This window comes from Prevotella multiformis, from assembly GCF_018127985.1.
Classification (GTDB): Bacteria; Bacteroidota; Bacteroidia; order Bacteroidales; family Bacteroidaceae; genus Prevotella; species Prevotella multiformis.
The window spans coordinates 925,970-950,378 of record NZ_CP072357.1; the positions used below are offsets into that span (position 1 = coordinate 925,970).

The window sequence follows — 24,409 nt, forward strand, 5'->3', positions numbered from 1 at the left end:
TAGCGGGGAAGTTCCGATATTCTTTCCCCTGCTCTTACAGCCTGTCAGTGATATTCCTTTCCATACTCCTTACAGCCTGCCAACGAAAAAGGGGATCCACAGCATCGCTGCGAATCCCCTTCCATATCATACATCAAAGACAAGGATTACTCCTGTACTGTCTCTGCTTCCTGATTGGCATAGTCAAGAACATTCTTCTTGTTGGCCTCCATACGTTCGTGCTCCTCCTGTGAACCGACAACCAGTTTCTGCCACTGGCGAAGACCCGTACCGGCAGGGATGAGGTGACCGCAGATGACGTTCTCCTTCATACCCTCAAGATAATCGGTCTTGCCACGGAGCGCAGCCTCGTTGAGCACCTTGGTCGTCTCCTGGAAGGAGGCAGCACTCATGAAGCTCTTCGTGCCGAGGGCAGCCCGCGTGATACCCTGGAGGATCTGGGTAGCCGTAGCCTGGACGGCATCGCGTACCTGAACAACCTTGAGGTCACGACGCTTGAGACTCGAGTTCTCATCACGCAGCTTGCGGACAGAGAGGATCTGCCCCTTGTAGCAGTTCTCGGAATCGCCCGGATCGGTGACAACCTTCTTGCCCCAGATACGGTCGTTCTCCTCGGCGAAGTCGAGCTTGTCGACCAGTTCCTGCTCGAGGAACGTGGTGTCGCCCGGATCGTCAATACGCACCTTGCGCATCATCTGACGGACGATAATCTCAAAGTGCTTGTCGTTGATCTTCACACCCTGAAGACGATATACGTCCTGTACTTCATTGACGATATACTCCTGAACGGCCGTCGGTCCCATGATGGACAGAATGTCGGCCGGCGTAATGATACCGTCGGACAGCGGCGTGCCCGCACGGACCGCATCATGCTCCTGAACAAGAATCTGCTTGGACAGACTTACGAGGTACTTGCGCTGCTCGCCGGTCTTGGAAGTCACGATGATCTCGCGGTTGCCACGCTTTACCTTGCCCATAGTAATCTCACCGTCGATTTCAGATACGACGGCAGGGTTAGACGGATTACGGGCCTCAAACAGCTCGGTGACACGTGGCAGACCACCTGTAATGTCACCTGCACCGCCCACAGAACGCGGAATCTTGACCAGTGTCATACCGGTCTTGATTTCAGCTCCATCCTGAAGAACCTGCTCCAGGTGACCACCTACCGGGAGGTTGTAAGTACCAAGAATATCGGAAGGAGCATAGAGACCGTCGGCCCCTTTCTTTGCACCTTTCCTGACAACGTCAACCGTCGGGACCTTTGTCTTGTCGCGCGAGTCCGTGATGATACGCTCGGTAAGACCCGTCGCCTCGTCGGTTTCAGCCTTATAAGTCACACCTTCCACAACATCGTGCAGACGGAGGACACCGGCATACTCACTGACAATAACGGCATTGAACGGGTCCCACTTACAGATGACATCCCCTTTCCTGACGGTATCGCCAGACTTGAAGTAGAGAGAACTACCATAAGGCACATTATCGGAAAGGAGGACAATGCCTGTGTTCGGATCGATGAAATGAATCTCCGCCAGACGGCTGACAACCATCTGACACTCCTTGTCCTCGTCGTCAACGAAAGGTACGGTACGGAGTTCCTCAAACTCGATCTTCGCCTCGTTCTTTGCTGTAATCGTCGCATTGGCAGCAGCGTTACCTGCCACACCACCAGCGTGGAACGTACGGAGAGTAAGCTGTGTTCCCGGTTCGCCGATGGCCTGTGCTGCGATGACACCGACCGCCTCACCCATCTGTACCATGCGGGCAGTGGCAAGGTTGCGGCCGTAACACTTCTTACATACACCCTTCTTGCTCTCACAAGTAAGTACGGAACGGATCTCGACCATCTCTATCGGCGAATCCTCTATGGCCTGCGCCTTGGCTTCGGTGATTTCCTCACCGGCAGCAACGATAATGTCACCTGTTGTCGGGTTGATGACATCGTGTACAGACACACGCCCCAGAATGCGCTCATAGAGTGTAGCAATCGTCTCGTCACCGTTCTTCAACGCACGACATTCAAGACCGCGGAGAGAACCACAGTCCTCTTCATTGATGATGACATCATGGGAGACATCAACAAGACGGCGGGTCAGATAACCGGCATCGGCAGTCTTCATGGCCGTATCAGCCAGACCTTTGCGAGCACCGTGGGAGGCGATGAAGTACTCCAGCACGGACATTCCTTCCTTAAAGTTGGAGATAATCGGGTTCTCAATAATCTGCGCTCCTTCGGCGCCGGCTTTCTGCGGTTTCGCCATCAGACCACGCATACCGGCAAGCTGTGCGATCTGGTCAGCGGAACCACGGGCACCGGAGTCGAGCATCATGTAAACGGCATTGAACCCCTGATCGGCCTCGGTCATGTGCTTCATCACACTTGCCTTCAGGTTGTTGTTCACATGTGTCCAGGCATCAATCACCTGATTGTAACGCTCCTTATCGGTGATGAAACCCATCTCGTAGTTGGCTTTCACCTGGTCGACCTCGTCCTGACCTTTCCCGACAATGTCTTTCTTCTCCTCCGGTACGATAATATCGTCAAGGTTGAAAGAGAGACCTGCCACATAAGCCATGCGATAACCGAGGTTCTTGATCCCATCCAGGAACTCACAGGCACGCGCCATACCGACAGCCTTGATAACGTCGGCGATAAGGCCACGGAGTGATTTCTTGGAGATGATGCCATTGAAGAAGCCGATCTCAGTCGGGATAATCTGGTTGACAATGACACGGCCGACGGAAGTCTCCACCATCCGTTTCTGTATTTTCCCGTCGACGATATCATCGACGATGACCTTTACCTGTGCATGGAGGTCGCACCGCTTCTCATTGTAAGCGATGATGGCTTCCTCGGAGCCGTAGAAAGAGAGACCTTCGCCCTTGGCTCCCGGACGGAGCTTGGTGATATAATAGAGGCCGAGCACCATGTCCTGCGAAGGGACGGTAATCGGCGCACCGTTGGCCGGATTGAGGATATTGTGGCTCTGGAGCATCAGAATCTGCGCCTCCAAAACAGCCTCATTGCTCAAGGGGAGATGGACGGCCATCTGGTCACCGTCGAAGTCGGCGTTGAACGCCGTACATGCCAGCGGATGCAGCTGGATGGCCTTGCCCTCGATGAGCTTCGGCTGGAAAGCCTGAATACCAAGACGGTGAAGAGTCGGGGCGCGGTTCAGCATGACCGGATGACCTTTCATCACATTCTCGAGGATGTCCCAGATGACTGGCTCACGACGATCCACGATCTTCTTGGCGCTCTTGACGGTCTTCACGATACCGCGCTCGATGAGCTTGCGGATGATGAACGGCTTGTAAAGCTCGGCCGCCATCAGCTTCGGCAGGCCGCACTCGCCCATCTTCAGCTCCGGCCCGACAACGATTACGGAACGGGCAGAGTAGTCGACACGCTTGCCGAGGAGGTTCTGACGGAAACGTCCCTGCTTGCCCTTCAGGGAGTCAGAGAGAGACTTCAGGGGACGATTGCTCTCGCTCTTCACAGCCGACGACTTGCGGCTGTTGTCGAAGAGGGAATCGACCGCTTCCTGAAGCATACGCTTCTCGTTGCGGAGGATAACCTCCGGGGCTTTGATCTCCATGAGCCGCTTCAGACGGTTGTTGCGGATAATCACTCGCCGATAGAGGTCGTTGAGGTCAGAGGTTGCGAAACGGCCACCATCCAGAGGTACCAATGGACGGAGTTCCGGCGGAGTGACCGGGATAATCTTCATGATCATCCACTCCGGTCTGTTCACGCCGATCGACTGACGGAAGCCTTCAACGACCTGCAGGCGTTTCAACGCCTCCGTCTTGCGCTGCTGGCTGGAGTCGGTCGTCGCACGGTCGCGCAATTCGCCGGCAAGGCGGTCGAGGTCAATTCCGGAAAGGAGATCATAAACAGCCTCCGCACCCATCTTGGCAATGAACTTGCTGGGATCAGAGTCGTCCAGCCGTTCATTCCCTTCAGGGAGTTTGTTGTCGAGAATGTCGAGGTATTCGTCTTCCGAAAGAAGGTCGAACTTATGAGAACCGTTCAGATCCTCCTCCGTCTCGGCATTCTTCATGCCTTCAACGACACCCGGCTGGATGACGACATATTTCTCGTAGTATATGACAGCATCGAGTTTCTTGGTCGGCATGCCGAGAAGGTAACCGATCTTGTTGGGAAGACTACGGAAATACCAGATATGAGCAACCGGGACAACCAGTTCAATATGTCCGGCACGCTCACGGCGTACCTTCTTCTCTGTCACCTCAACGCCGCAACGATCGCAGACTATCCCCTTGTAACGGATGCGTTTGTATTTACCGCAAGCACACTCATAGTCCTTGGTAGGGCCGAAGATGCGTTCGCAGAACAGACCGTCACGCTCTGGTTTATAGGTACGATAGTTGATGGTCTCTGGCTTGGTTACCTCACCATAGGAGTTCTCGAGGATCTCTTCAGGCGAAGCCAGTCCGATAGTAATCTTGCTGAAATTACTCTTTACTTTATTATCTTTCTTAAAAGCCATGTTTTACTTATTATGGGGTGTACGTATTAATCAAGTTTGATGCTCAGACCGAGTCCACGAAGTTCGTGCAACAAAACATTCAGTGACTCTGGAATACCCGGTGTCGGCATTGGCTCGCCCTTGACGATAGCCTCGTAAGCCTTTGAACGACCGACCACATCATCAGACTTGATTGTCAAGATCTCCTGAAGGACATGAGACGCACCGAAGGCCTCGATGGCCCAGACCTCCATCTCTCCGAAACGCTGACCACCGAACTGTGCCTTACCGCCAAGCGGCTGCTGGGTGATCAATGAGTACGGACCGATGCTGCGGGCGTGCATCTTGTCCTCAACCATGTGGCCGAGCTTCAGGAAGTAGGTGATGCCCACCGTGGCCGGCTGATCGAACTTCTCCCCGGTCTCACCATCATAAATATACGTGGAACAGAGATTCGGCAGCCCTGCCTTGTCCGTCCATTCCTTCAGGTCGGAGAGCTTGGCACCATCGAAGATAGGAGTAGCGAACTTGACGCCTAACTTGCGACCGGCAGCACCGAGGATAGCCTCGAAGATCTGACCGAGGTTCATACGTGAAGGCACACCCATCGGGTTCAGCACCAGGTCGACCGGACTTCCATCCTCGAGGAACGGCATGTCCTCTGTACGTACGACTTTGGAGACAATACCCTTGTTACCATGACGGCCGGCAAGCTTGTCACCTACTTGAATCTTACGCTTCTTGGCAATATACACCTTCGCCATCTGAAGTACACCTGACGGCAGTTCGTCGCCGATGGTGATGGCGAACTTCTTACGCTTCAGCTCTGCATCCATCTGCTTGTACTTGCGGATGTAATTCATGATCAGCTTCTGAATCAGAAGATTGGTATGCTCGTCGTCCGTCCAGCCGTTAGACTGGATTCCTTCATAATCAAGATTCTTCAATGCAGCAACCGTGAACTTACTGCCCTTGGTGATGATCTCGGCATCGGAATAATCCTTGACCCCCTCAGAGACTTTGTCCTCTGTCAGCTCAAGCAGCTTATCTACCAGAAGATCCTTCAGGTCGTTGACCTTTGCCTCCTGTTCCTCGTCGATCTTGGCAAGTGTCGCCTTGTCCTGACGCTTGCTTTCGCGTGTCTTGATGGCACGGCTGAAGAGTTTCTTGTCAATTACGACACCACTCAATGACGGATTGGCCTTCAAAGAAGAATCCTTCACATCACCGGCCTTGTCACCGAAGATGGCACGGAGAAGCTTCTCTTCCGGTGAAGGATCGCTCTCGCCCTTAGGCGAAATCTTACCGATCATGATGTCGCCGGGTTCCACACGGGCACCGACACGGATAATACCGTTGTCATCGAGATCCTTGGTGGCTTCCTCGCTTACGTTCGGAATGTCCGACGTGAATTCCTCCACGCCACGTTTCGTCTCGCGTACTTCGAGCGAATACTCATCAACGTGGACAGAGGTCAGCACATCCTCACGCACCATACGCTCTGAAATCACGACGGCATCCTCGTAGTTGTATCCCTTCCAAGGCATGTAAGCGACCAGCAGGTTACGCCCTAGTGCCAGCTCGCCGTTCTCAGTGGCATAGCCCTCGGTGAGGATGTCACCCTTCTTGACACGCTGCCCCTTGTCGCAGATCGGACGGAGGTCGACAACCATGTTCTGGTTGGTACGGCGGAACTTGGGGATACGGTACTCCTTCAACGCCGGCTCAAAGCTGACAAACTCCTCCTCTTCCGTCCGGTCGTAGAGGATGCGGATGGTCGTGGCATCTACATATTCGATGACACCATCGCCCTCCGCGGTGATCATCGTACGCGAGTCCTCACAGACCTGCTTCTCAAGACCCGTACCGACAATCGGCGCATCATTGTGGAGCAACGGCACTGCCTGACGCATCATGTTACATCCCATCAGCGCACGGTGGCCGTCATCATGTTCCAGGAAAGGAATCAGACCGGCTGATACGGAAGCAATCTGCTGCGGCGACACATCAATAAGATTGACGGCCTCCGGACTCACAACCGGATAATCGGCATCCTGACGGCACTTGACTGTGTCGCGGATGAATGTACCGTCGGCATTCAACGGCGCATTGCCCTGCCCGATGATCTGGTCTTCCTCCTCTTCGGCTGTCAGGAAAACAACATCCTTGTTGTCCATGTCTACCTTGGAATCCTTCACACAACGGTATGGCGTCACGATGAAACCGAGGTCGTTGATCTTGGCATACATACAGAGGGAGGAAATCAGACCGATGTTAGGTCCTTCAGGAGACTCAATCGGACACAGACGGCCATAGTGGGTATAGTGAACGTCACGGACCTCGAAGCCTGCACGCTCACGCGACAGACCGCCAGGGCCCAAGGCTGAGAGACGACGCTTGTGTGTGACCTCCGCCAGCGGATTGGTCTGGTCCATGAACTGGCTCAACGGATTGGTGCCGAAGAACGAGTTGATGACACTCGAGATGGTCTTCGCATTAATCAGATCCGTCGGCTGGAACACCTCACTGTCGCGGACATTCATACGCTCACGGATCGTACGGTTCATACGTGCCAGACCGATGGAGAACTGGTTGGCCAGCTGCTCGCCCACGGTGCGGACACGGCGGTTGGACAAGTGGTCAATATCATCTACCGTGGCATTCGAATTGATCAGGCTGATCAGATACTTGATGATTTCGATAATATCATCCTTTGTCAGCACGCGGACATCCATATCCGTATCCAAGTTCAGCTTCTTGTTGATACGGTAGCGTCCCACCTCGCCCAGGTCATAACGCTTGTCAGAGAAAAACAGATTCTGGAACACCTCACGGGCGCTGGCATCATCAGCAGCATCCGCATTGCGCAGCTGCCGGTAGATATAGTTCACAGCCTCAATCTCAGAGTGGCTCGGGTCTTTGGCCAGCGTATTGAAGATGATGGAGTATTTGTTGGCAGCCTCCTCGTCCTTATGGAGCAGGATGGTGGATACAGAACTGTCGAGAATTTCATCGACATTCTCCTCCGTGATGACGGTCTCGCGCTCGACAACCACCTCGTTACGCTCGATGGAAACCACCTCGCCGGTGTCTTCATCCACGAAATCCTCCGTCCAGGTCTTCATCACGTTACCCGCAATCTTGCGGCCGATGGCAGCCTTCATGTTCTTCTTGTTGACCTTCACCTCCTCGCAGAGATCGAAGATCTGGAGAATGTCACGGTCCGTCTCATAACCGATGGCACGCAGCATGGTGGTGACAGGCAGCTTCTTTTTCCGGTCAATGTACGCATACATGACATTGTTGATGTCGGTGGCGAACTCAATCCACGACCCCTTGAACGGGATGATACGGGCACTGTAAAGGACGGTGCCGTTGGCATGGACACCCTGTCCGAAGAAAACGCCCGGAGAACGGTGGAGCTGGGAGACAACGACACGCTCCGCTCCGTTGATGACAAAAGTACCGTTGCTGGTCATGTAAGGTATCGTACCCAGGAATACATCCTGGATGAACGTGCCGAAGTCCTCATGATCCGGATCCGTACAATACAGCTTCATCTTAGCCTTCAAGGGTACGCTATAAGTCAATCCGCGCTCCAGACACTCGTCGATGGAATATCTTGGCGGGTCAACATAGTAATCCAGGAACTCAAGGACGAAATTATTGCGTGTATCGGTGATAGGGAAGTTCTCTGCGAACACCTTATACAGACCGTCATTCTTGCGTTCCTCAGGCGGAGTATCCAGCTGCAGGAAGTCACGGAAGGACTTCAATTGCACATCGAGGAAATCCGGATAGGGATACGGATTCTTAACGCTGGCGAAATTTACTCTGGGTTTATTTTCTAATGCCATAAACTGAAATTATATATTCGAATGTCTAAAGTCCGGCAACGGACCAAAAGAGGGAAGCAACACCCTCATGATGTCGAAAGACACAAAAAGGTTAGGACTCACCTACCAGGTAAATCCTAACCGTATACAATTAATGTAAGAATCGAAGCGGAATTACTTCAGCTCAACCTTGGCACCCTCAGCCTCGATAGCCTTCTTCAGGTTCTCAGCCTCAGCCTTGGCCATACCCTCCTTCAGTGTGGAAGGAGCACCGTCTACGAGATCCTTAGCCTCCTTCAGACCGAGACCACAAGCCTCCTTGACAGCCTTTACGACCTTCAGCTTGTTGGCGCCGACCTCTGCGAGGACAACGTCAAACTCAGACTTCTCCTCAGCTGCACCGGCTGCACCGGCTGCAGCAGGGCCAGCAACAGCAACAGCTGCAGCTGCAGGCTCGATACCATACTCGTCCTTGAGGACAGTTGCCAACTCATTTACTTCCTTAACAGTAAGATTTACTAACTCTTCTGCAATAGCTTTTACGTCTGCCATTTTATTCTAACTTTTTAATTTTTTGTTCTAAAAATAATATACCTTTTGACTTTATCAGATTCTTTACTCAGGACGCTCGCCTAAAGTCTTAAGCACACCGTGGATGGTGCCAGCACCTGACTGGAGAGCAGAAACAACGTTCTTTGCCGGAGACTGCAGCAATGCCACAATGTCTGCGATGACCTCGTTCTTGCTCTTGAGAGCTGCAAGTTCCTCGAGCTTCTCAGCACCGACAAACAGAGTCTCCTCTGCATAAGCGGCCTTCAGAGAAGGAACACCCTCCTTCTTGTACTCTTTCAGCAGCTTTGCCGGCACATTGGCGGTCTGCGTGAACAGCACTGCCGTATTGCCCTTGAGAGAACCATACAGTGGTTCAAAATCTACATCTGAAGCCTCAAAAGCCTTGTGAAGGAGTTTGTTCTTCACGACGACCATATTGATCTCGCTCTTGAAGCACTTACGGCGGAGCACGCTGGTAGCCTCTGCGTTCAGACCGGTCACGTCAACCAGATAGAAATGAGGAAAGCTCTTCAGCTTCTCACCGAGTTCAGCGATAATTGTATCTTTTACTTCTTTCTTCATTGTACAAAACTTTTAGAGTTATTCAGCTGATTTAGGATCAATCTTGACACCCTTACTCATTGTGCTCGAAATAAAGATACTCTTGATATATGTACCTTTAGCAGCAGCAGGCTTCAGCTTGATAACAGTAGAGATGAACTCTTTGGCGTTACCATAAATCTGCTCAGCAGTCATGCTGACCTTGCCGATTGAGGTGTGGATAATACCCGCCTTGTCAACCTTGAAGTCAATCTTACCCTGCTTTACTTCCTTCACTGCCTTAGCAACATCCATAGTCACCGTACCGCTCTTCGGGTTCGGCATCAAGCCGCGAGGGCCGAGAATACGACCCAAAGGACCTAACTTACCCATGCAGGACGGCATCGTGATGATGACATCAACATCAGTCCATCCGCCCTTGATCTTGTCAACATATTCGTCGAGACCGACGTAATCAGCACCGGCTTCCTTGGCGGCAGCCTCCTGATCAGGCGTACAGAGACAGAGCACACGGGTGACCTTTCCAGTACCATTCGGCAGTGACACGACACCACGTACCATCTGGTTGGCCTTGCGAGGGTCTACACCGAGACGGATATCAACATCTACGGAAGCGTCGAACTTGGTCGTGGTAATCTCCTTGACCAGCTTTGCTGCCTCTTCCAATGAATATGCCTTCCCTGCTTCAACCTTCTCAGCTACTGATCTCTGATTTCTTGTCAGTTTACTCATTTTTACTTCTGAAGTTTAAAATTATTTACCAGGGAAGTCCCCTTTTACAGTGATACCCATACTACGAGCAGTACCGGCAACCAGCTTCATGGCACTTTCTACCGTGAAACAGTTGAGATCCGGCATCTTGTCCTCAGCAATAGCCTTTACCTGCTCCCAAGTTACGGATGCAACCTTCTTGCGGTTGGGCTCGCCGGAACCGCTTTTCACCTTGGCTGCCTCCATGAGCTGTACGGCTGCGGGAGGCGTCTTGATGATGAAGCTGAAAGACTTATCGTTGTAGTAAGTAATTACGACTGGAAGAACTTTGCCAGCCTTGTCCTGGGTACGGGCGTTGAACTCCTTGCAGAATCCCATGATATTGATACCCTTTGAACCCAATGCAGGACCTACTGGGGGGGATGGATTTGCAGCGCCACCTTTAATCTGTAATTTGATTAATCCAGCTACTTCTTTAGCCATTTCTTTGTTAATATTAAAAATTAAACTATAAGTCGAACAGTATCCGTAACAATACTATTCTTCTTTTGCGACTTGCATAAAACTCAGTTCCAGCGGATTCTGGCGACCGAAAATCATCACCATCACCTTCAGCTTGTGCTTCTCGGTGTTCACCTCTTCGATGACCCCGTGGAAACCGCTGAAAGGACCGTCGGTGACCTGAACCGTCTCACCCACCATGTATGGAACTTCCTGCACTTCATCAAGTTCAGTATCTTCCACATTGCCCAGCAGACGGTTGATGTCTGCCTGACGGACGGGGGAAGGATCAGCCATGCCTCCGAGGAATCCCAACACATTAGGCATGAAACGCAACGTGGAAGCCACGTCAGGAGTCATGTTGGCCTGAACAAGCACATAGCCCGGGAGACTCAACTTCTCCTTGACAACGCGCTTGCCGTCTTTACGCACAGTTGCGTGCTTCTCCATAGGCAACAGAACCTCGAAGACACGCTCAGCAAGTTTCTCGTTCAGCCGCAACTGGGCATCGATGTATTCCTTCACCTTTGCCTCTTTGCCACTGACAGCACGAAGAACATACCATTTCTTTTCTGTTTCAGCCATTTCTCCTAATGAATTAACCTGGATATACGAAACCCATCACATGCTGGAACACAGAATCCATAGCGAACACAACCAGTGCAATGACAAGGGAAGCAGTTAAAACAACCATTGCACTATGTGTAAGCTGGGCACGTGATGGCCATGTAGTCTTATGCGCAAGTTCGTCGTAGCAGTCCTTGCAATAATTAACTATCTTCTTAAACATAAAATCTTCTCTTCTTGCACGGGTTGAAGGACTCGAACCCTCGACACCTGGTTTTGGAGACCAGTGCTCTACCGACTGAGCTAAACCCGTAAGTCAGTTCCCGACCCGTAAGAGCCGGGAACCAATTTTATCTGTGTAATCTACGACCTACCTTGTAATTACTTGATATCGTCGAGGATTGCTGTGATCTGACCGGAACCTACCGTACGGCCACCCTCACGGATAGCGAAACGCAGACCCTCGTTCAATGCAACCTTGTAAATCAAGTCTACCTCGATCTCAACGTTGTCACCAGGCATTACCATCTCAACACCCTTCGGGAGTTTGATCTCACCTGTACAGTCCATTGTACGGAGGTAGAACTGTGGACGGTATTTGTTGCCGAACGGAGTATGACGGCCACCCTCTTCCTTCTTCAGCACGTAGATAGAAGCCTTGAAGTGATCGTGAGGAGTGATGGCACCCGGGTGTACGACTACCATACCGCGCTTAACCTCGGACTTGTCGATACCACGGAGAAGCAGACCTACGTTGTCACCGGCCTGACCCTGTGCAAGGTTCTTGCGGAACATCTCGACACCCGTGATGACAGACTTCTTGTCCTCACCGAGACCAAGCAGCTGAACCTCGTCACCTACCTTACATACACCTGTTTCGATACGGCCGGTAGCAACAGTACCACGACCGGTAATGGAGAAGACATCCTCAACAGGCATCAAGAACGGCTTGTCGACCTCACGTACCGGCTCCTGAATCCAGGTGTCAACGGTATCCATGAGCTGCATGACAGAGTCAACCCACTTCTCAACACCGTTCAGTGCACCCAGTGCAGAACCGCGGATGATAGGAGTATCCTCTTCATAACCGTACTGCTCGAGGATCTCACGAACCTCCATCTCAACGAGGTCGAGCATCTCCTCATCGTCAACCATATCACACTTGTTCAGGAAGACAACCAGACGGGGAACGTTCACCTGACGGGCGAGCAGCACGTGCTCACGGGTCTGCGGCATAGGACCGTCGGTAGCAGCTACAACCAAGATAGCACCATCCATCTGAGCGGCACCGGTAACCATGTTCTTCACATAGTCAGCGTGACCCGGACAGTCTACGTGTGCATAGTGACGTTTTGCTGTTTCGTATTCGATATGTGCAGAGTTAATGGTAATACCACGCTCTTTTTCCTCCGGAGCATTGTCAATCTGGTCGAAAGACTTGATATCCTCAGAACCGAAGCCCTTCTCATGAAGAACCTTTGAGATTGCTGCAGTAAGAGTGGTCTTACCGTGGTCAACGTGACCGATAGTACCAATGTTTACATGCGGTTTGGTGCGCACGAATTCTTCTTTAGCCATAGCTTTTTCTATTTAATATTAAATGAGTAATCTGTGCTTTTTAGTTACACTCACTGAACGACGGAAGAGCTGTAACTGAGAGTTGAACTCAGGACCTCTTCCTTACCAAGGAAGTGCTCTACCACTGAGCTATTACAGCAAAACCATGAGAGCGGAAAACGGGACTCAAACCCGCGACCCCCAGCTTGGAAGGCTAGTGCTCTATCAACTGAGCTATTTCCGCAGATTCCATTTCCGGATGTGGGTAGTGATGGATTCGAACCACCGAAGCTAGAAGCAGCAGATTTACAGTCTGCCCCATTTGGCCACTCTGGAAACTACCCGTCCTATGAAATGCGTCCTCCTTATCGGAGAGCCTCTTGTCGGATTCGAACCAACGACCCCGAGATTACAAATCACGTGCTCTGGCCAACTGAGCTAAAGAGGCGTTACTTTGCAGCCGGAGGCTACTTGTCGTAAAACGGCTGCAAAGGTAAGGCTTTTATTTGAATCCCCAAAATATTTCAAGGATTTTTTCAACGCTTTCTCTGTTTTTCCTTATACTTGGTAAGCTGGACCTTCATTGCATCCAGACACAGATCAACTCCCTCTTCGAAAGTGTCACAGGTCTTCTCCACAAACAGCGTCGTTCCCGGAACGGAAACCGACAGGCTTGTTGTCTTATTTAATGCAGTGGCCGGCTTCTCCACCTTCAATTGCACCTCTACTTTCTGAATGTCTTCGTAAGACTTTTCTAATTTCTCGGCCTTCTTGGTGATAAAGGCCTGTAACTTCTCGGTAGTGTCGAAATGAATCGACTGAATCTTAATTTCCATAGGTACCTCCATTTTTAAAAGGTTAAGCCCTTGGATGGGCATTCTTATAGACTTTCTTCAACTGCTCGAAGGTCGTATGCGTGTAGATCTCTGTCGTCGACAGACTCTCATGCCCGAGCAGCTTCTTTACACTTTCCAGTCCAGCCTCATGATTGAGCATGGCCGTGGCGAATGTGTGACGCAGGACGTGAGGTGTCCGCTTCTTCAGGGTCGATACCCTCGAGAGATGCTTTTTCACCAGAGCCCTGACCTGTCCGTCTGTCATCCGGACACCTTTCTCGGTCCGGAAAAGGGCGGCACTGTCGCCTTTCACCGCAGCGTCGCGCACCTGCCGGTATGCGGCCAGCGTCTCGGCCAGTTCCCTGCCGAAAGGGATGATCCGCTGCTTGTCCCTCTTGCCTGTCACTTTCAGTTCGCAGGTAAGACCGTCAACGTCCTTGTCATCCAGCCCCGTCAGTTCAGACACACGCACGCCCGTCTCATAGAACGTCATAATCAACGTGCGGGCGAGCACGTCCTTGTAACTGTCCGTCCACATTCCCGGTTCCAGCAGCCTTTCCATCTCCGATTCTTTCAGGAACTGCGGAAGCGGCTTCTGCCTTTTCGGCCCCTGGAGGCCGTGGACAGGATCTCTCCTGACAAGACTGCGGCGGAGCGCAAAGCGGTACAAGGATCTCAGCGAACTGAGTCTTCTGTTGACCGATGATGCGGCATTGCCTCTGTCCATCATGTCCTCCATCCAGTTCCTGACCACATCAGAATCCACCGTCTCCCAAGAGAGCTGCTCTTCGAGATCCTGAAAGAACCGTTCAAACTCTTCCAGATCCTTGCGGTAACTGGTTACGGTCATCGGGGAATAGTTCCTCTCCAACCTTAAGTAATCCAAGAACATATCGACCATCGGCTCGCCGTCCAATCATTTATGGCAACGAATTTACGGAAATTAATCCGAACTACCAAATTTTCAAAGAAGATTTTACTCTTCCGTGTCGCGAAGCTTCTGTACGTAAACGGCGTGTTCCATCTTCAGGCGCTTCTTGACAGATGGCTTGTCAAACTGCTGACGAGCACGAAGCTCTTTTACAACACCTGTCTTTTCAAACTTTCTCTTGAACTTCTTGAGCGCGCGCTCGATGTTCTCGCCGTCCTTTACTGGTACAATAATCATGCTTTTTGTTTTAAATTATTTATTGATTAAACATCTGCGAAAGGGCATGATACCACTTTTGCGCCTGCAAAGTTACACTTAATTCTCCTAACCGCCAAACAATTGCGGATTTTTCATCCGGACAGGGTCTTAAAACAATTAAAACGGCTTTACAGGGACCGTCTTCCCAAAAGAGCCGGGCAGCACCTTATTATTAATGACGTCATCCAAAGCCATATCCATGATGGATCGCCTGCCCCGGCTTCCGGCAATATACATCATAATCTGCCGCATGACATTGAAAACATCCGCAATCGGCAGAATAAAGCATATTATATTCTGCCGCAACAGGATTTTTGCACCTTTTCGGCAGAATCGAACATAAAATCATTCATACAACCCAAAGACTGCCTACAACAAAAGTACATTTTCGATTTGCTGTCACTTTTTGATATTCTTCATTCGTACATTGTGTATCATCTTGTCATGCGTTTCTAAAGCCTGACGGCATTATAATGCCTGACGGAGTCCGTACCGGGCTTGACACCAAGGATGAATCCCACCAGCATCCATGGTGTTTGGCCGTCAACATACTGTCAGAGAATGCCCCACCGGACATTTCAAACAGGACAAAACAAAAAACGTAACACGTGTTTCACAACAGATGTTACGTAAAAAAACTTAGAGAGTTGTTGAATCATTCAATCAGGTTATTTTTACCTTTGTGCCTCTCGCCAGAGGTCACGACGAATTTATGTTGTCTGGTAAAAGAGTATCACATAATTGCATTGTCGAGACATCAGTCCTCCCATGGGCTGTAATGCGGAAGTTCCGTATCTTCCTCCGGAAAGACATTGTTTTCTTTTGCCTCAATAGGTTTGTGAGGGTTGTAGGGTCCCTGTACGCCGGGACTGGCTGTCTCCATCAGACCTTCCTGCACAACCGTCACCACGATGGTGGCGGGGCTTGTATATCTTTTCTTTCCCATTGTCTTTCAATTTTTATTTGATTATCACTTTCTTTCCATTGCGGATGTATACACCGTGCTCCGGCCGGCTTACGCGCTGTCCGTTGAGGCTGTACCAGACATCCTGCCTCTCGCTGTCTTCCGCAGCATCAACATTCTCGATGCCTGTCGCCTCACCATCGTCGAAGACAAATGTCACCTTGGCACCTGCCGGCAGGGATCCGAGCTTGGCATACGCCTTGTGGACCGTGAAACCGTTGACAGGAGTCTCTGCCTTGCGGAACATACCGTCCTGCATGACGTAAACCGGCGAGCCGGGGGAAGCATTGACCACCGCATCGTTGACCGTCACGCCCTTCATGACGTTTTCCGTGATGGAGTAAGACACGTTGTCGTGCTCGCCGATCGTGTAATAGAAATCGGCAGGTGTGGATTCCTTGTCAAGAACTTTCAGCAACACGCCTGTTCCGGCAGGAATGTAACCGTAGTTGCCGTTGACGCCGCCTTTCAGGTCAACACTCGTCATCCGTACGTGATAAAAGCTTTTACCATAGTCGCCGCTGCCACGAAGAATGGGAGTACCAGCGACGAAAGCCGCCACCTTGACAGTGTGTTTTTGGGTCAGGTAATCGGAAAAGTCGGTATCGAACTCACGTGCGAACGTTCCATACTTGCGGTTTATCTTGAACGCCGCATTTCCGTCGCCCTGAATCTTGTAGTCCAGTGCCTTCGCATAGTTGCTCCATGCCGCTTTATAGTCGGACAATTTCGACTTCTTCACATAGATTTTCTGCTCACAGTTTCCTGTTCCCGATGCTCCCCGGAAAAATTCGCTGAAGGCAGCCCCGAGAGAGAAATACTTCTGCGAAAGCTTCGTGGCGGGCGCATTACCCGTGAAAATCACCTGTCTGATGGTCGTACTGACAGGACTGATGGTGCTTTGACCGTTGGCGGTAACACGCTCCGTCTTTGTCACGAAAGCCATGGCGCCGATGTAGTCTACAGCGGCCTTTACAACCACCTCCTTCATGTGCTCGTTGGCATTCTCAAAGGCATAGTCGCCGATAAGCCCTACCTTGTAGGTCTTGGATGTACCGCCCTCATCCGTTTTCACCTGTTCGGGCAGGACAAAAGTCTTCACATCAGCAGTAGTGGAGAGGAAGTCGACTGTCGTGGGAGAAGTCGGGATATACTCGTCCGTGGCAGCCGAAGTGCCTTCGGCCTTGACCGTGAACGATGGCTTCAAGGTGAAATTCTTCCAGAACGGGTCACGCTTGTACTTGTCGAGGAGGCTCTTGCGTACATAGACCGTGATGTGACTCTTCGCATCGTCTGCAGCCACTTTTCCATTGTCGAACGACATGGTGTTTTCTCCCTGATCAATGCGGCTTCCCGGTATCAATTCATCGCAGAGCAGCGTCACCGTCTTCAGAGCCGGATTCAGTCCGAAAGCACGTATGCCGATCGCATTCACCTTGGCCGGAATGACAATATTCGTAAACTGACTGCCGCCTTCGTAGAAAGCATAGTTGCCGATCTTCGTAATGGACGGCGGCAGGAGGGTAAAGTCGGTGCGTGCCTTGCCCGGAGGGAATATCAGCAGTTCGCTCTTGTCCTTGCTCAGCAGAATACCCTGTACACTGGAATACTTCAGGTTGGCAGCATCTACATCTATGTTGGCGAGCTTCGAGTCGTACTTGAAAGCCTCCGGATGGATATTCGTACAACCTGCAGGCACATTCACACGCTCTAATACGTTACAGTTTTTGAATGCTTCCTTCTCAATGGACGTAACACTTGCAGGTATTTTGAGGCGCTTGATTCCACTGTTGGAAAAAGCACCCTCACCAAAGGAGATAATCGTACTGTTATCTGCGAAATTCACTGTTCCCATTGCAGGAGTATTGCCAAAGGCATTGTCACCGATAGTCGTCACAGAAGCAGGGAAATCAAAAGACTTCAAATTCTCCAAATCAGCAAATGCACTGGATTCAATTGTCTTGAGTTTGCAGCTCCCCTGAAAATTGAAATTCGCAAGACTTCTGCAGGCTACGAAAGCACCTTTCTTGATTGTTTCCAGTTGAGAGCCGTCAGGGACATTCACCGTTTCCAACTTGTCACACCCGGCGAATGCGGTTCCTAAAGTCTTCAATGACTTAGGCAGCGTTGCCGTAGTCAATCTTGGACACCACAAAAATGTTCTGCCCCGTAATTCGGTTATCTTCGATGGTTCTTCAAAGACAACGGTCTCGAGAAGAATTGCTCTGAATGCTTCAACCCCCAAGGACGTGATCCCTGCCGGTATCGTCATCTTCTCAATCTTTGCATCCATAAAAGCCTGTGTCCCTATTTCCGTTACACTGCTGGGGATTTTGTACTCTTTTTCCACCCGTCCTGTGGGGTAAGCGATCAGTTTTGTTTTGTCCTTATTGAACAACACCCCATCTTCATCCGAAGAATAATTCGGATTGCCGGGCTGGACAATATACTTCGTAAGTCCCTTCATGGACGCAAAAGCCCCTTTACCAATAGAGGTAAGACTACTTGGAATGGTGATTTCAGAAATATTATGACAGCCTGCCATGCAGTAATTACCCAATTTTTCTACTTGATTAAAATCTATCGATGTAAGTCTGTAAGCACAATAGAATGTGTAACCATACGGAATGGATTTCACACCATCGGGTACTTTGAATGTAGCACCCTCCTTGCCAGACGGATAATAAATCAGTTGGCTCTTGTCTTTATTGTACAACACACCATCCACACTGCAATAGTTGGGGTTGCTGCCATCAACTTCAATCTCTTTCAAGGATTCCGGGTGATAAGAAAAAGTCGGCCAGCTTCCCATATAGATATATTCGACTGATGCCGGGATGATTAGTTTCTGCAAGGTAGAAGTTGTTCCTATAGCATATATAGCGATACTCTTAGTATTCGCATTGATTTCATACTTGCCGCCTGTAGCAGAAAAATCCATGCCGCAAGGAATGCAGATCAGTTTCTTATGCCCTTGGGTATAAAGCACACCGCCATCCGATATAAAGGCAGGATTCCCCGATTCAACCTTTATTTCCTTCAATTTAGGACAGCTACCCAACAGCACATTTGCCCGAGGTTCAATCTCCTTCACACTGGCAGGAAGTGTCAGGGAGGTTATATTGGCCCTGTGAAAACAATAATTCGCTAACGTAGTAATCGTATTGGGAAGTTTCACCTCCGTCACCTTCTCGTCCCACACGGTGGGGTCATTCGAGTCGTATGCTCCTCCAATCTGTGTCACCGTGAAATAGACATCCTTGCCATCGAACACCTTGGCGGGGATTTCCACCGTCCCCTTGACTCCCCTCACGTTGTATACAGCCAGCTTAGGACTGGATGCACTGGCATCAATTACACGGTAGGTAATGTAACCCTCTCCGTAAGGCATTTTAATGTAATTACCTACGACATAAGCCTCCGCTCCAATACCTCCCATCATCGTAACGAGCAGAATGGCAGTTCGCAGACACATAAGGCGGGTAAACAAAGCCATCCTCAAGACGGCCCCTCTTCCGAATTTGTTTTGTTTTTCTCTCATGTCTTCTGTTTTGTTTCTCAATATAACAATTCAATTAACATCTATCAAACCGTTCAGTCATATGATTATGAAAACTGGTGTTGCAAAGTTATGGAACAGCACGAAAAAACGCCGCACAAAGACCTTGAAATCTTTGTGCGGCGAGAGAGAATTGTCAAACCAGGCGGGAATTTACCCCCCCCCGAAATAAAATTTAACAATCTGAAAACCAATTTATTACATACAACAACAGGTTTTTTGACATCAAGAAAAGGTCATGTGCTGATATTCGTGTCATCTCCCTGCTGTTTCTGCCGGCGTATGTTGTAACGCATGGTGCGGATGCTGCCGTTGGAGACGTTCATGATCCGGGCTATCTCGGCGTCGTTGTAGCCCTTCTTCCAGAGATAGAAGAAGATGGTGGGCTTCGCCGTCAGCTTCTCGCTCAGGGTGGCGAAGACATCCGGATCGATGAAGCGTGCGTAACAGATGTAGCGTTCCTGCGTGTCCTTGTCCCAGCCTTCCATCGTGGCCGTGCCCCGCTCTATCGATTCGTAGAGGGGCTTTCCGTCGATGATCCGGTCGGCCTGCGTCTTGGAGTATTCCTTCACCTGTCCCTTGAGCTTCCCTATCTCGTGCGTCTGCCGGTAGGTCTTCCGCCTGAGCTTTCCCAGCCGTTCGCGCGACCTGCGGATATAGCGCCGTGCCAGCAGGAACACATATCCGCCTGCCAGCAGGACGACGATGCCGGCGAACGTCATCCGCAGGCGGTTCTGCCGCAGGTTTTCCTGTTCCAGTTTGCGTGCGAGGTAATCGTGCTCCTGCACGGAGGCCTCGTTGAGCAGCCGGGCGTTGTGCCGTGCCAGTGCCGTGCCTACCGTGTCGAGCCGGCGGCGTGCGTGCAGCTCTTCGTCCTTTGCCCCCGTGTCGCTGTAGAACCGTGCCAGCGACCTGAGGAAACTTACCATCGGGGTGCGGTAGCTGCCGTCGGCACGGTAGAGGGAATCGGCCAGCGTCACGGCACGCTGCAGACATCGCTGGGCATCGGCCGGGCGATGCTCCATCCATGCGATGCGTGCCAGGCCCAGCTGGGCGTCCGGCATCCGTCCGTCGGCCATCAGGGCGCGTGAGAGATAGTATTTCGCCTTCGGCAGGTCGTTCTGTTCCAGGTAGTAGCTGCCGAACACCTCGTTGAAAATATCGAACCGGTGGTCGTTGAACTTCGCCCTTTCACGGATCGCGAGCTGCAGATAGTAGTCGGCGCTGTCCTTCTGGCCGTTCTGCCGGAAGATGGTGGAGATGTCGTAGTGGGTGACGAGCTGCCCCACGGGGTCGTCCCTGCTGTCCATGATCCTTACCATCTGCTGCATATAGCGGACGGCCATGTCGAAGTTGCCGAGCTGCTCGTAGACGGTGCTGAGCTGCTGGTAGAGACGTGCGCGGAACTCCGGGTCGGCATCGGGGAGGATGAGGAGGGCGTTCTCCAGCGCCACCATGCCTTCCACGGGCTTTCCGTAGCAGAGATTGCTGATCATTCCCTGCCAGTAATAGCTCTCGGCCAGCTTCGGGCTGTCGTGCCGCTCCAGCTTCTGCACGGCGGCCGTGATGGCGGAGTCAATGTCGGGAGGGAAGTTCTGCGTGACATAGCTCATGAAGAACTGTGCCTTCACCTTTGCCAGCAGCATCCGTCCCTCTTCCTCGTCCGACAGGCCGCCACGAGCCAGTATGCTGTCAGTCCGGTGGAGGACGGCCGCTGCCAGTTTGGGGTTGTCCGACTCCTTCTCTATCTGCTGGAGAGAAGGGTTTCCGCTGCAGGCGAACAAGAATACGGGGAGCAGGACGGCAAGCAGTATTCTTACAACCGTGCCCACGGTCTTCTTCCGGTTTATCCTATCAAATCCTATTCTTTTCATAGTCTGCAAAGTTAAGCAATCTTTTGCAGATTATGCCCGCAAGACCGCATTTTATTGAAACCTGAGAACGGAACTTGGGATTTGGAACTCGCAGCTTGGAGCCTGCCCTTTTCTTCTGCGCCGTCTGCCTCCTTGTCTAAACGCAGGTGTTTTTATACGACTTGAACCTATCTGTTCCTTTTCTCGGGCACAGCCCCACTGCACAGGAATTAACCCCATGGACAAGAAACCGAACAGACCGCTTCAGCCCGGACGGAAGACAGTCGACAAAAAACAAAAATAAGTTCTTAAAACCGTCAACCAAGTTTAGAAGCAAGAAGGAAGGCTGTTTACCAAAAGCATTAAACTACAGGGAACAGCATTCCCGACCGGTTGGGAGCTGGATTCCCAACGGCTGGGAACAGGATTCCCAACCGATTGGGAACAGCATTCCCGACGGCGGGAAACAACAAGTATCTTGCAGCATCGGAAAACAGCAGGGGGGCTCAGAGCGGGCGAGCAGCCGCCTTCAGCCATGCCGCTTCAGCAGCGGAGAGGTGAGGGGAAAGCGTTTCACGGACACGGCGGTGGTAGCTGTTCAGCCACTGCCGCTCCTCCGCAGTCAGCATATCCGGCAGGACCGGCGTCGTGTCGATCGGTGCAAGGGTGAGCGTCTCGAACCCGAGGAACTCGCCGAAGCCTGTTGTCGCAGCGGGAACAATGAGCAGGGTGTTCTCGATGCGCACGCCGAACTTCCCCTCGAGATAGAGCCCCGGCTCGTCGGTGACGGTCATCCCCGCCCGGAGCGGCGCCGGCCGCCACTCCATGCGAATCTGGTGAGGACCTTCATGCACATTCAGATAACTTCCAACCCCATGTCCCGTTCCGTGCAGGTAGTTGTAACCCTCGCGCCACATCGGCTCGCGGGCGATGGCATCGATCTGCGAGCCGCACGCCCCGGAGGGGAAACGGCACAGGGCAAGCTGGATGTGTCCCTTCAGCACCAGGGTGTAAATGCGCCGCTGCTCCTCTGTCAGCCGGCCCAGGGCAACGGTCCGTGTGATGTCTGTCGTACCGTCTTCGTACTGTGCCCCGCTGTCAATGAGCACCAGCCCGTGCGGCTCTATGGGGGCGTCTGTCGCCGGGGTCGCCTCGTAATGCACGATGGCACCGTGCGCCTCGTAACCCACGATGGTGTCGAAGGAGATGCCTTTGAAAAGCGGCTGTTCGGCACGCAGTGCCGTCAGCCTTCGGTCGAGCGACATCTCCGTCTGTCCGCCGGCCTCGACAGCAGGCTTCAGCCAGGCCAGGAATTTCACCATCGCAATGCCGTCGCGCAGCATGGCGGCACGGAAGCCGTCCTGCTCCACCCTGTTCTTGACGGCCTTCATCCCGGGGACAGGCGACTCGCCGAAGACGGCCTTGCCCCGCTGCAAGGCAGAGACCAGCGTGTGGTTCGTGGTGGAGTCGTCGACGAGCAGGTGTCGCCCGGGGTAATGTTCCAGTCCCCCGGCAACCGCTCCGTAGGGTTCTACCGCAATATTCCCGGCTGCAAGACAGTGCCTCACCTCCTCCGGGAGTTTCTCCTTATTTATATATAAGGTGACGTTCCCAGGCGTTATCAGCAGGTAAGAGACGAAGACGGGGTTGCAGTGTACGTCGCTGCCGCGCAGGTTCAGCACCCAGGCAATCTCGTCCAGGGCGGTCACCAGCAGGCCGTCGGCCCCCCGGACAGCGAGGCTCTTGCGGATCCGGCTTATCTTGCTTGCGGTCGTTTCGCCGGCATACTTCAAAGGATGGAGGCATACCTTATGGCCGGGTATGGCCGGGCGGTCTGTCCATAGCGTCGCCATCGGGTCGGCATCTGTCCGCACCCGGATGTTCCCTCTCGTCGCCAGTTCCTGCGTCAGGGCGGCTACCTCTGCAAAGGAATTGACGTTGCCGTCCAGTCCGACGACGGGCTTCTCATACGCCGCCAGCTCGTCGGCAAGCCATTCGCACACCGTAGGCGTACCTTCCACACGGAGCTTCATCAGCCGGTATTCCGTGCCTGCCAGCTGTTCTGCGGCAGCGATGAAATAGCGCGAGTCCGTCCACAGGGCAGCATGGTCGAGGGTGACGACAGCCGTCCCCGCCGATCCAGTGAAGCCGGAAATCCATTCGCGGCTCTTCCAGTGGTCGGCGACATACTCGCTGTTGTGCGGGTCGCTGCTCGGGAAGACGAAAGCGGAAAATCCGTTCGCCCGCATCCATTCCCGGAGGTTTTCAATTCGTTCGTTGATGGTCTGTTTCATATCATTGTCTGTTTAAGGTCGGTCGCAGTCAGAGCTTAAGGCGGGGTGTAAAGCAGGGCGGGGCGGTCAGTCGAAGTAGGGATATAATTCTTTGAATCCTTCGACAATGTCCTTGATGAGACCAGGGTTCGCCGACAGTTCCTTCTTGTTTATCAGCAGATAGGTACTTTTCTCTATGTTGACTAAATGTTCATACTCGCCCGGACCGAACAGCGTAAGTGTATATCTTCTGTAGACACGGAATCTGCTGGTATTTTCCTCCGGCTCATCCACTCTGTTCGCACCGATGAAACCAAAGGAAGCCCGCGGGTCTTTCTTGGCAGTCTCGGCCATGATCGCCATGCAGGTGTAAATACATTCTCTCGGTTCATTGAGCCCGGTCATCAGATTATACCGCTTGCTGCTGTCCCGATGTGCCTTCAGGTGGAACTTGACAGCATAGAGGTGATGCTCATATACCTCTACCCACACCCAATAAGTCTGGTGGCTTTTCGGGGACTTGAAAGAATAGAGGTATTTATAAAGCAAAAAGCCCTGGGGTCCATCCCAAGGCTCTGTCACTTTCTTTACAAATCGATATGGATAATGCTTTATTTCCATTCTTCTGCCCTTTATTGGATGAGATAGGGATAAACATCTATTTTCTCTCGTTTCGCTTCTTCCTCCGGGACACGTATGAAGCCTTCTCCGCTGAAGAGAATCCGCTTGTCAGCATCCGAGAGGTAAGCTGCTATGCGCTGTTTATACTCTTTCGTTTTCTGGGCTTGATAGACTCTGCGTCTGGCCCTTAACTCCTGTATCTTACTCATTGTTCCCATAAGCTCATTCTTTATCTGCTGCAAATATATGAATATTAGTTGATAATCCCAAATGTTTGGAGACTTTATTCCCAGGAGCATTGAGACCGCCAGGGCCGTGTTTCCACGCCGAGCT

Annotated in this window: 18 protein-coding genes and 5 tRNA genes; all 23 read right to left on the minus strand. The window is 51.9% G+C overall.

Annotation, left to right across the window (positions count from 1 at the left end):
* Window positions 1-146: 146 nt before the first annotated feature.
* Window positions 147-4,517, minus strand: a complete 4,371-nt coding sequence (rpoC, locus tag J4864_RS03850) for a DNA-directed RNA polymerase subunit beta' (RefSeq protein WP_211813677.1) — start codon at window positions 4,515-4,517, stop codon at window positions 147-149.
* A gap of 26 nt (window positions 4,518-4,543) precedes the next feature.
* On the minus strand, window positions 4,544-8,353 hold the full coding sequence (gene rpoB, locus J4864_RS03855; RefSeq protein WP_007368891.1) for a DNA-directed RNA polymerase subunit beta: 3,810 nt from the start codon (window positions 8,351-8,353) through the stop codon (window positions 4,544-4,546).
* A 153-nt stretch (window positions 8,354-8,506) separates the two neighbouring features.
* Window positions 8,507-8,884, minus strand: coding sequence for a 50S ribosomal protein L7/L12 (gene rplL, locus J4864_RS03860; protein ID WP_004351841.1), 378 nt, complete (start codon window positions 8,882-8,884; stop codon window positions 8,507-8,509).
* A gap of 63 nt (window positions 8,885-8,947) precedes the next feature.
* A complete protein-coding gene (gene rplJ, locus J4864_RS03865) occupies window positions 8,948-9,466 on the minus strand; it encodes a 50S ribosomal protein L10 (RefSeq protein ID WP_007368892.1) in 519 nt (172 codons plus the stop codon).
* Between the two features lie 18 nt (window positions 9,467-9,484).
* A complete protein-coding gene (gene rplA / locus J4864_RS03870) occupies window positions 9,485-10,177 on the minus strand; it encodes a 50S ribosomal protein L1 (protein WP_007368893.1) in 693 nt (230 codons plus the stop codon).
* 21 nt (window positions 10,178-10,198) lie between these two features.
* Window positions 10,199-10,639 carry a 50S ribosomal protein L11 gene (gene rplK, locus J4864_RS03875; protein ID WP_007368894.1) on the minus strand — a complete coding sequence of 147 codons (441 nt, stop codon included), beginning with the start codon at window positions 10,637-10,639 and terminating at the stop codon, window positions 10,199-10,201.
* Window positions 10,640-10,693: 54 nt separating this feature from the next.
* On the minus strand, window positions 10,694-11,242 hold the full coding sequence (gene nusG / locus J4864_RS03880; protein WP_211813684.1) for a transcription termination/antitermination protein NusG: 549 nt from the start codon (window positions 11,240-11,242) through the stop codon (window positions 10,694-10,696).
* 13 nt (window positions 11,243-11,255) lie between these two features.
* The gene (secE, locus tag J4864_RS11965) at window positions 11,256-11,447 is read right to left on the minus strand and encodes a preprotein translocase subunit SecE (RefSeq protein WP_007368896.1); all 192 of its coding nucleotides are present in this window, start codon (window positions 11,445-11,447) and stop codon (window positions 11,256-11,258) included.
* Between the two features lie 17 nt (window positions 11,448-11,464).
* A tRNA-Trp gene (locus J4864_RS03890) sits at window positions 11,465-11,537 on the minus strand.
* A gap of 68 nt (window positions 11,538-11,605) precedes the next feature.
* Window positions 11,606-12,802, minus strand: a complete 1,197-nt coding sequence (gene tuf / locus J4864_RS03895; protein ID WP_211813686.1) for an elongation factor Tu — start codon at window positions 12,800-12,802, stop codon at window positions 11,606-11,608.
* Between the two features lie 67 nt (window positions 12,803-12,869).
* A tRNA-Thr gene (locus tag J4864_RS03900) sits at window positions 12,870-12,941 on the minus strand.
* A gap of 11 nt (window positions 12,942-12,952) precedes the next feature.
* A tRNA-Gly gene (locus J4864_RS03905) sits at window positions 12,953-13,025 on the minus strand.
* An 18-nt stretch (window positions 13,026-13,043) separates the two neighbouring features.
* Window positions 13,044-13,125, minus strand: a tRNA-Tyr gene (locus J4864_RS03910).
* Between the two features lie 30 nt (window positions 13,126-13,155).
* Window positions 13,156-13,229 (minus strand) — tRNA-Thr (locus J4864_RS03915).
* Between the two features lie 88 nt (window positions 13,230-13,317).
* Window positions 13,318-13,617 carry a ribosome hibernation-promoting factor, HPF/YfiA family gene (hpf, locus tag J4864_RS03920; protein ID WP_211813688.1) on the minus strand — a complete coding sequence of 100 codons (300 nt, stop codon included), beginning with the start codon at window positions 13,615-13,617 and terminating at the stop codon, window positions 13,318-13,320.
* Between the two features lie 22 nt (window positions 13,618-13,639).
* A complete protein-coding gene (locus J4864_RS03925) occupies window positions 13,640-14,518 on the minus strand; it encodes a tyrosine recombinase XerC (protein ID WP_211814607.1) in 879 nt (292 codons plus the stop codon).
* A 75-nt stretch (window positions 14,519-14,593) separates the two neighbouring features.
* Window positions 14,594-14,785, minus strand: a complete 192-nt coding sequence (rpsU, locus tag J4864_RS03930; RefSeq protein ID WP_007368900.1) for a 30S ribosomal protein S21 — start codon at window positions 14,783-14,785, stop codon at window positions 14,594-14,596.
* 778 nt (window positions 14,786-15,563) lie between these two features.
* Window positions 15,564-15,752, minus strand: a complete 189-nt coding sequence (locus J4864_RS03935; protein ID WP_211813690.1) for a hypothetical protein — start codon at window positions 15,750-15,752, stop codon at window positions 15,564-15,566.
* A 13-nt stretch (window positions 15,753-15,765) separates the two neighbouring features.
* Window positions 15,766-19,311, minus strand: coding sequence for a leucine-rich repeat domain-containing protein (locus J4864_RS03940; protein WP_211813692.1), 3,546 nt, complete (start codon window positions 19,309-19,311; stop codon window positions 15,766-15,768).
* Window positions 19,312-19,565: 254 nt separating this feature from the next.
* Window positions 19,566-21,203, minus strand: coding sequence for a tetratricopeptide repeat protein (locus J4864_RS03945; protein ID WP_211813694.1), 1,638 nt, complete (start codon window positions 21,201-21,203; stop codon window positions 19,566-19,568).
* Between the two features lie 485 nt (window positions 21,204-21,688).
* Complete coding sequence (locus J4864_RS03950) at window positions 21,689-23,476, minus strand: aminopeptidase P family protein (RefSeq protein ID WP_211813696.1); 1,788 nt, start codon at window positions 23,474-23,476, stop codon at window positions 21,689-21,691.
* Between the two features lie 66 nt (window positions 23,477-23,542).
* Window positions 23,543-24,004, minus strand: a complete 462-nt coding sequence (locus tag J4864_RS03955; RefSeq protein WP_246479360.1) for a hypothetical protein — start codon at window positions 24,002-24,004, stop codon at window positions 23,543-23,545.
* 83 nt (window positions 24,005-24,087) lie between these two features.
* Window positions 24,088-24,294 (minus strand): hypothetical protein, encoded by a 207-nt coding sequence (locus tag J4864_RS03960; RefSeq protein WP_231559250.1) that lies wholly within the window; start codon window positions 24,292-24,294, stop codon window positions 24,088-24,090.
* Between the last annotated feature and the right edge of the window lie 115 nt (window positions 24,295-24,409).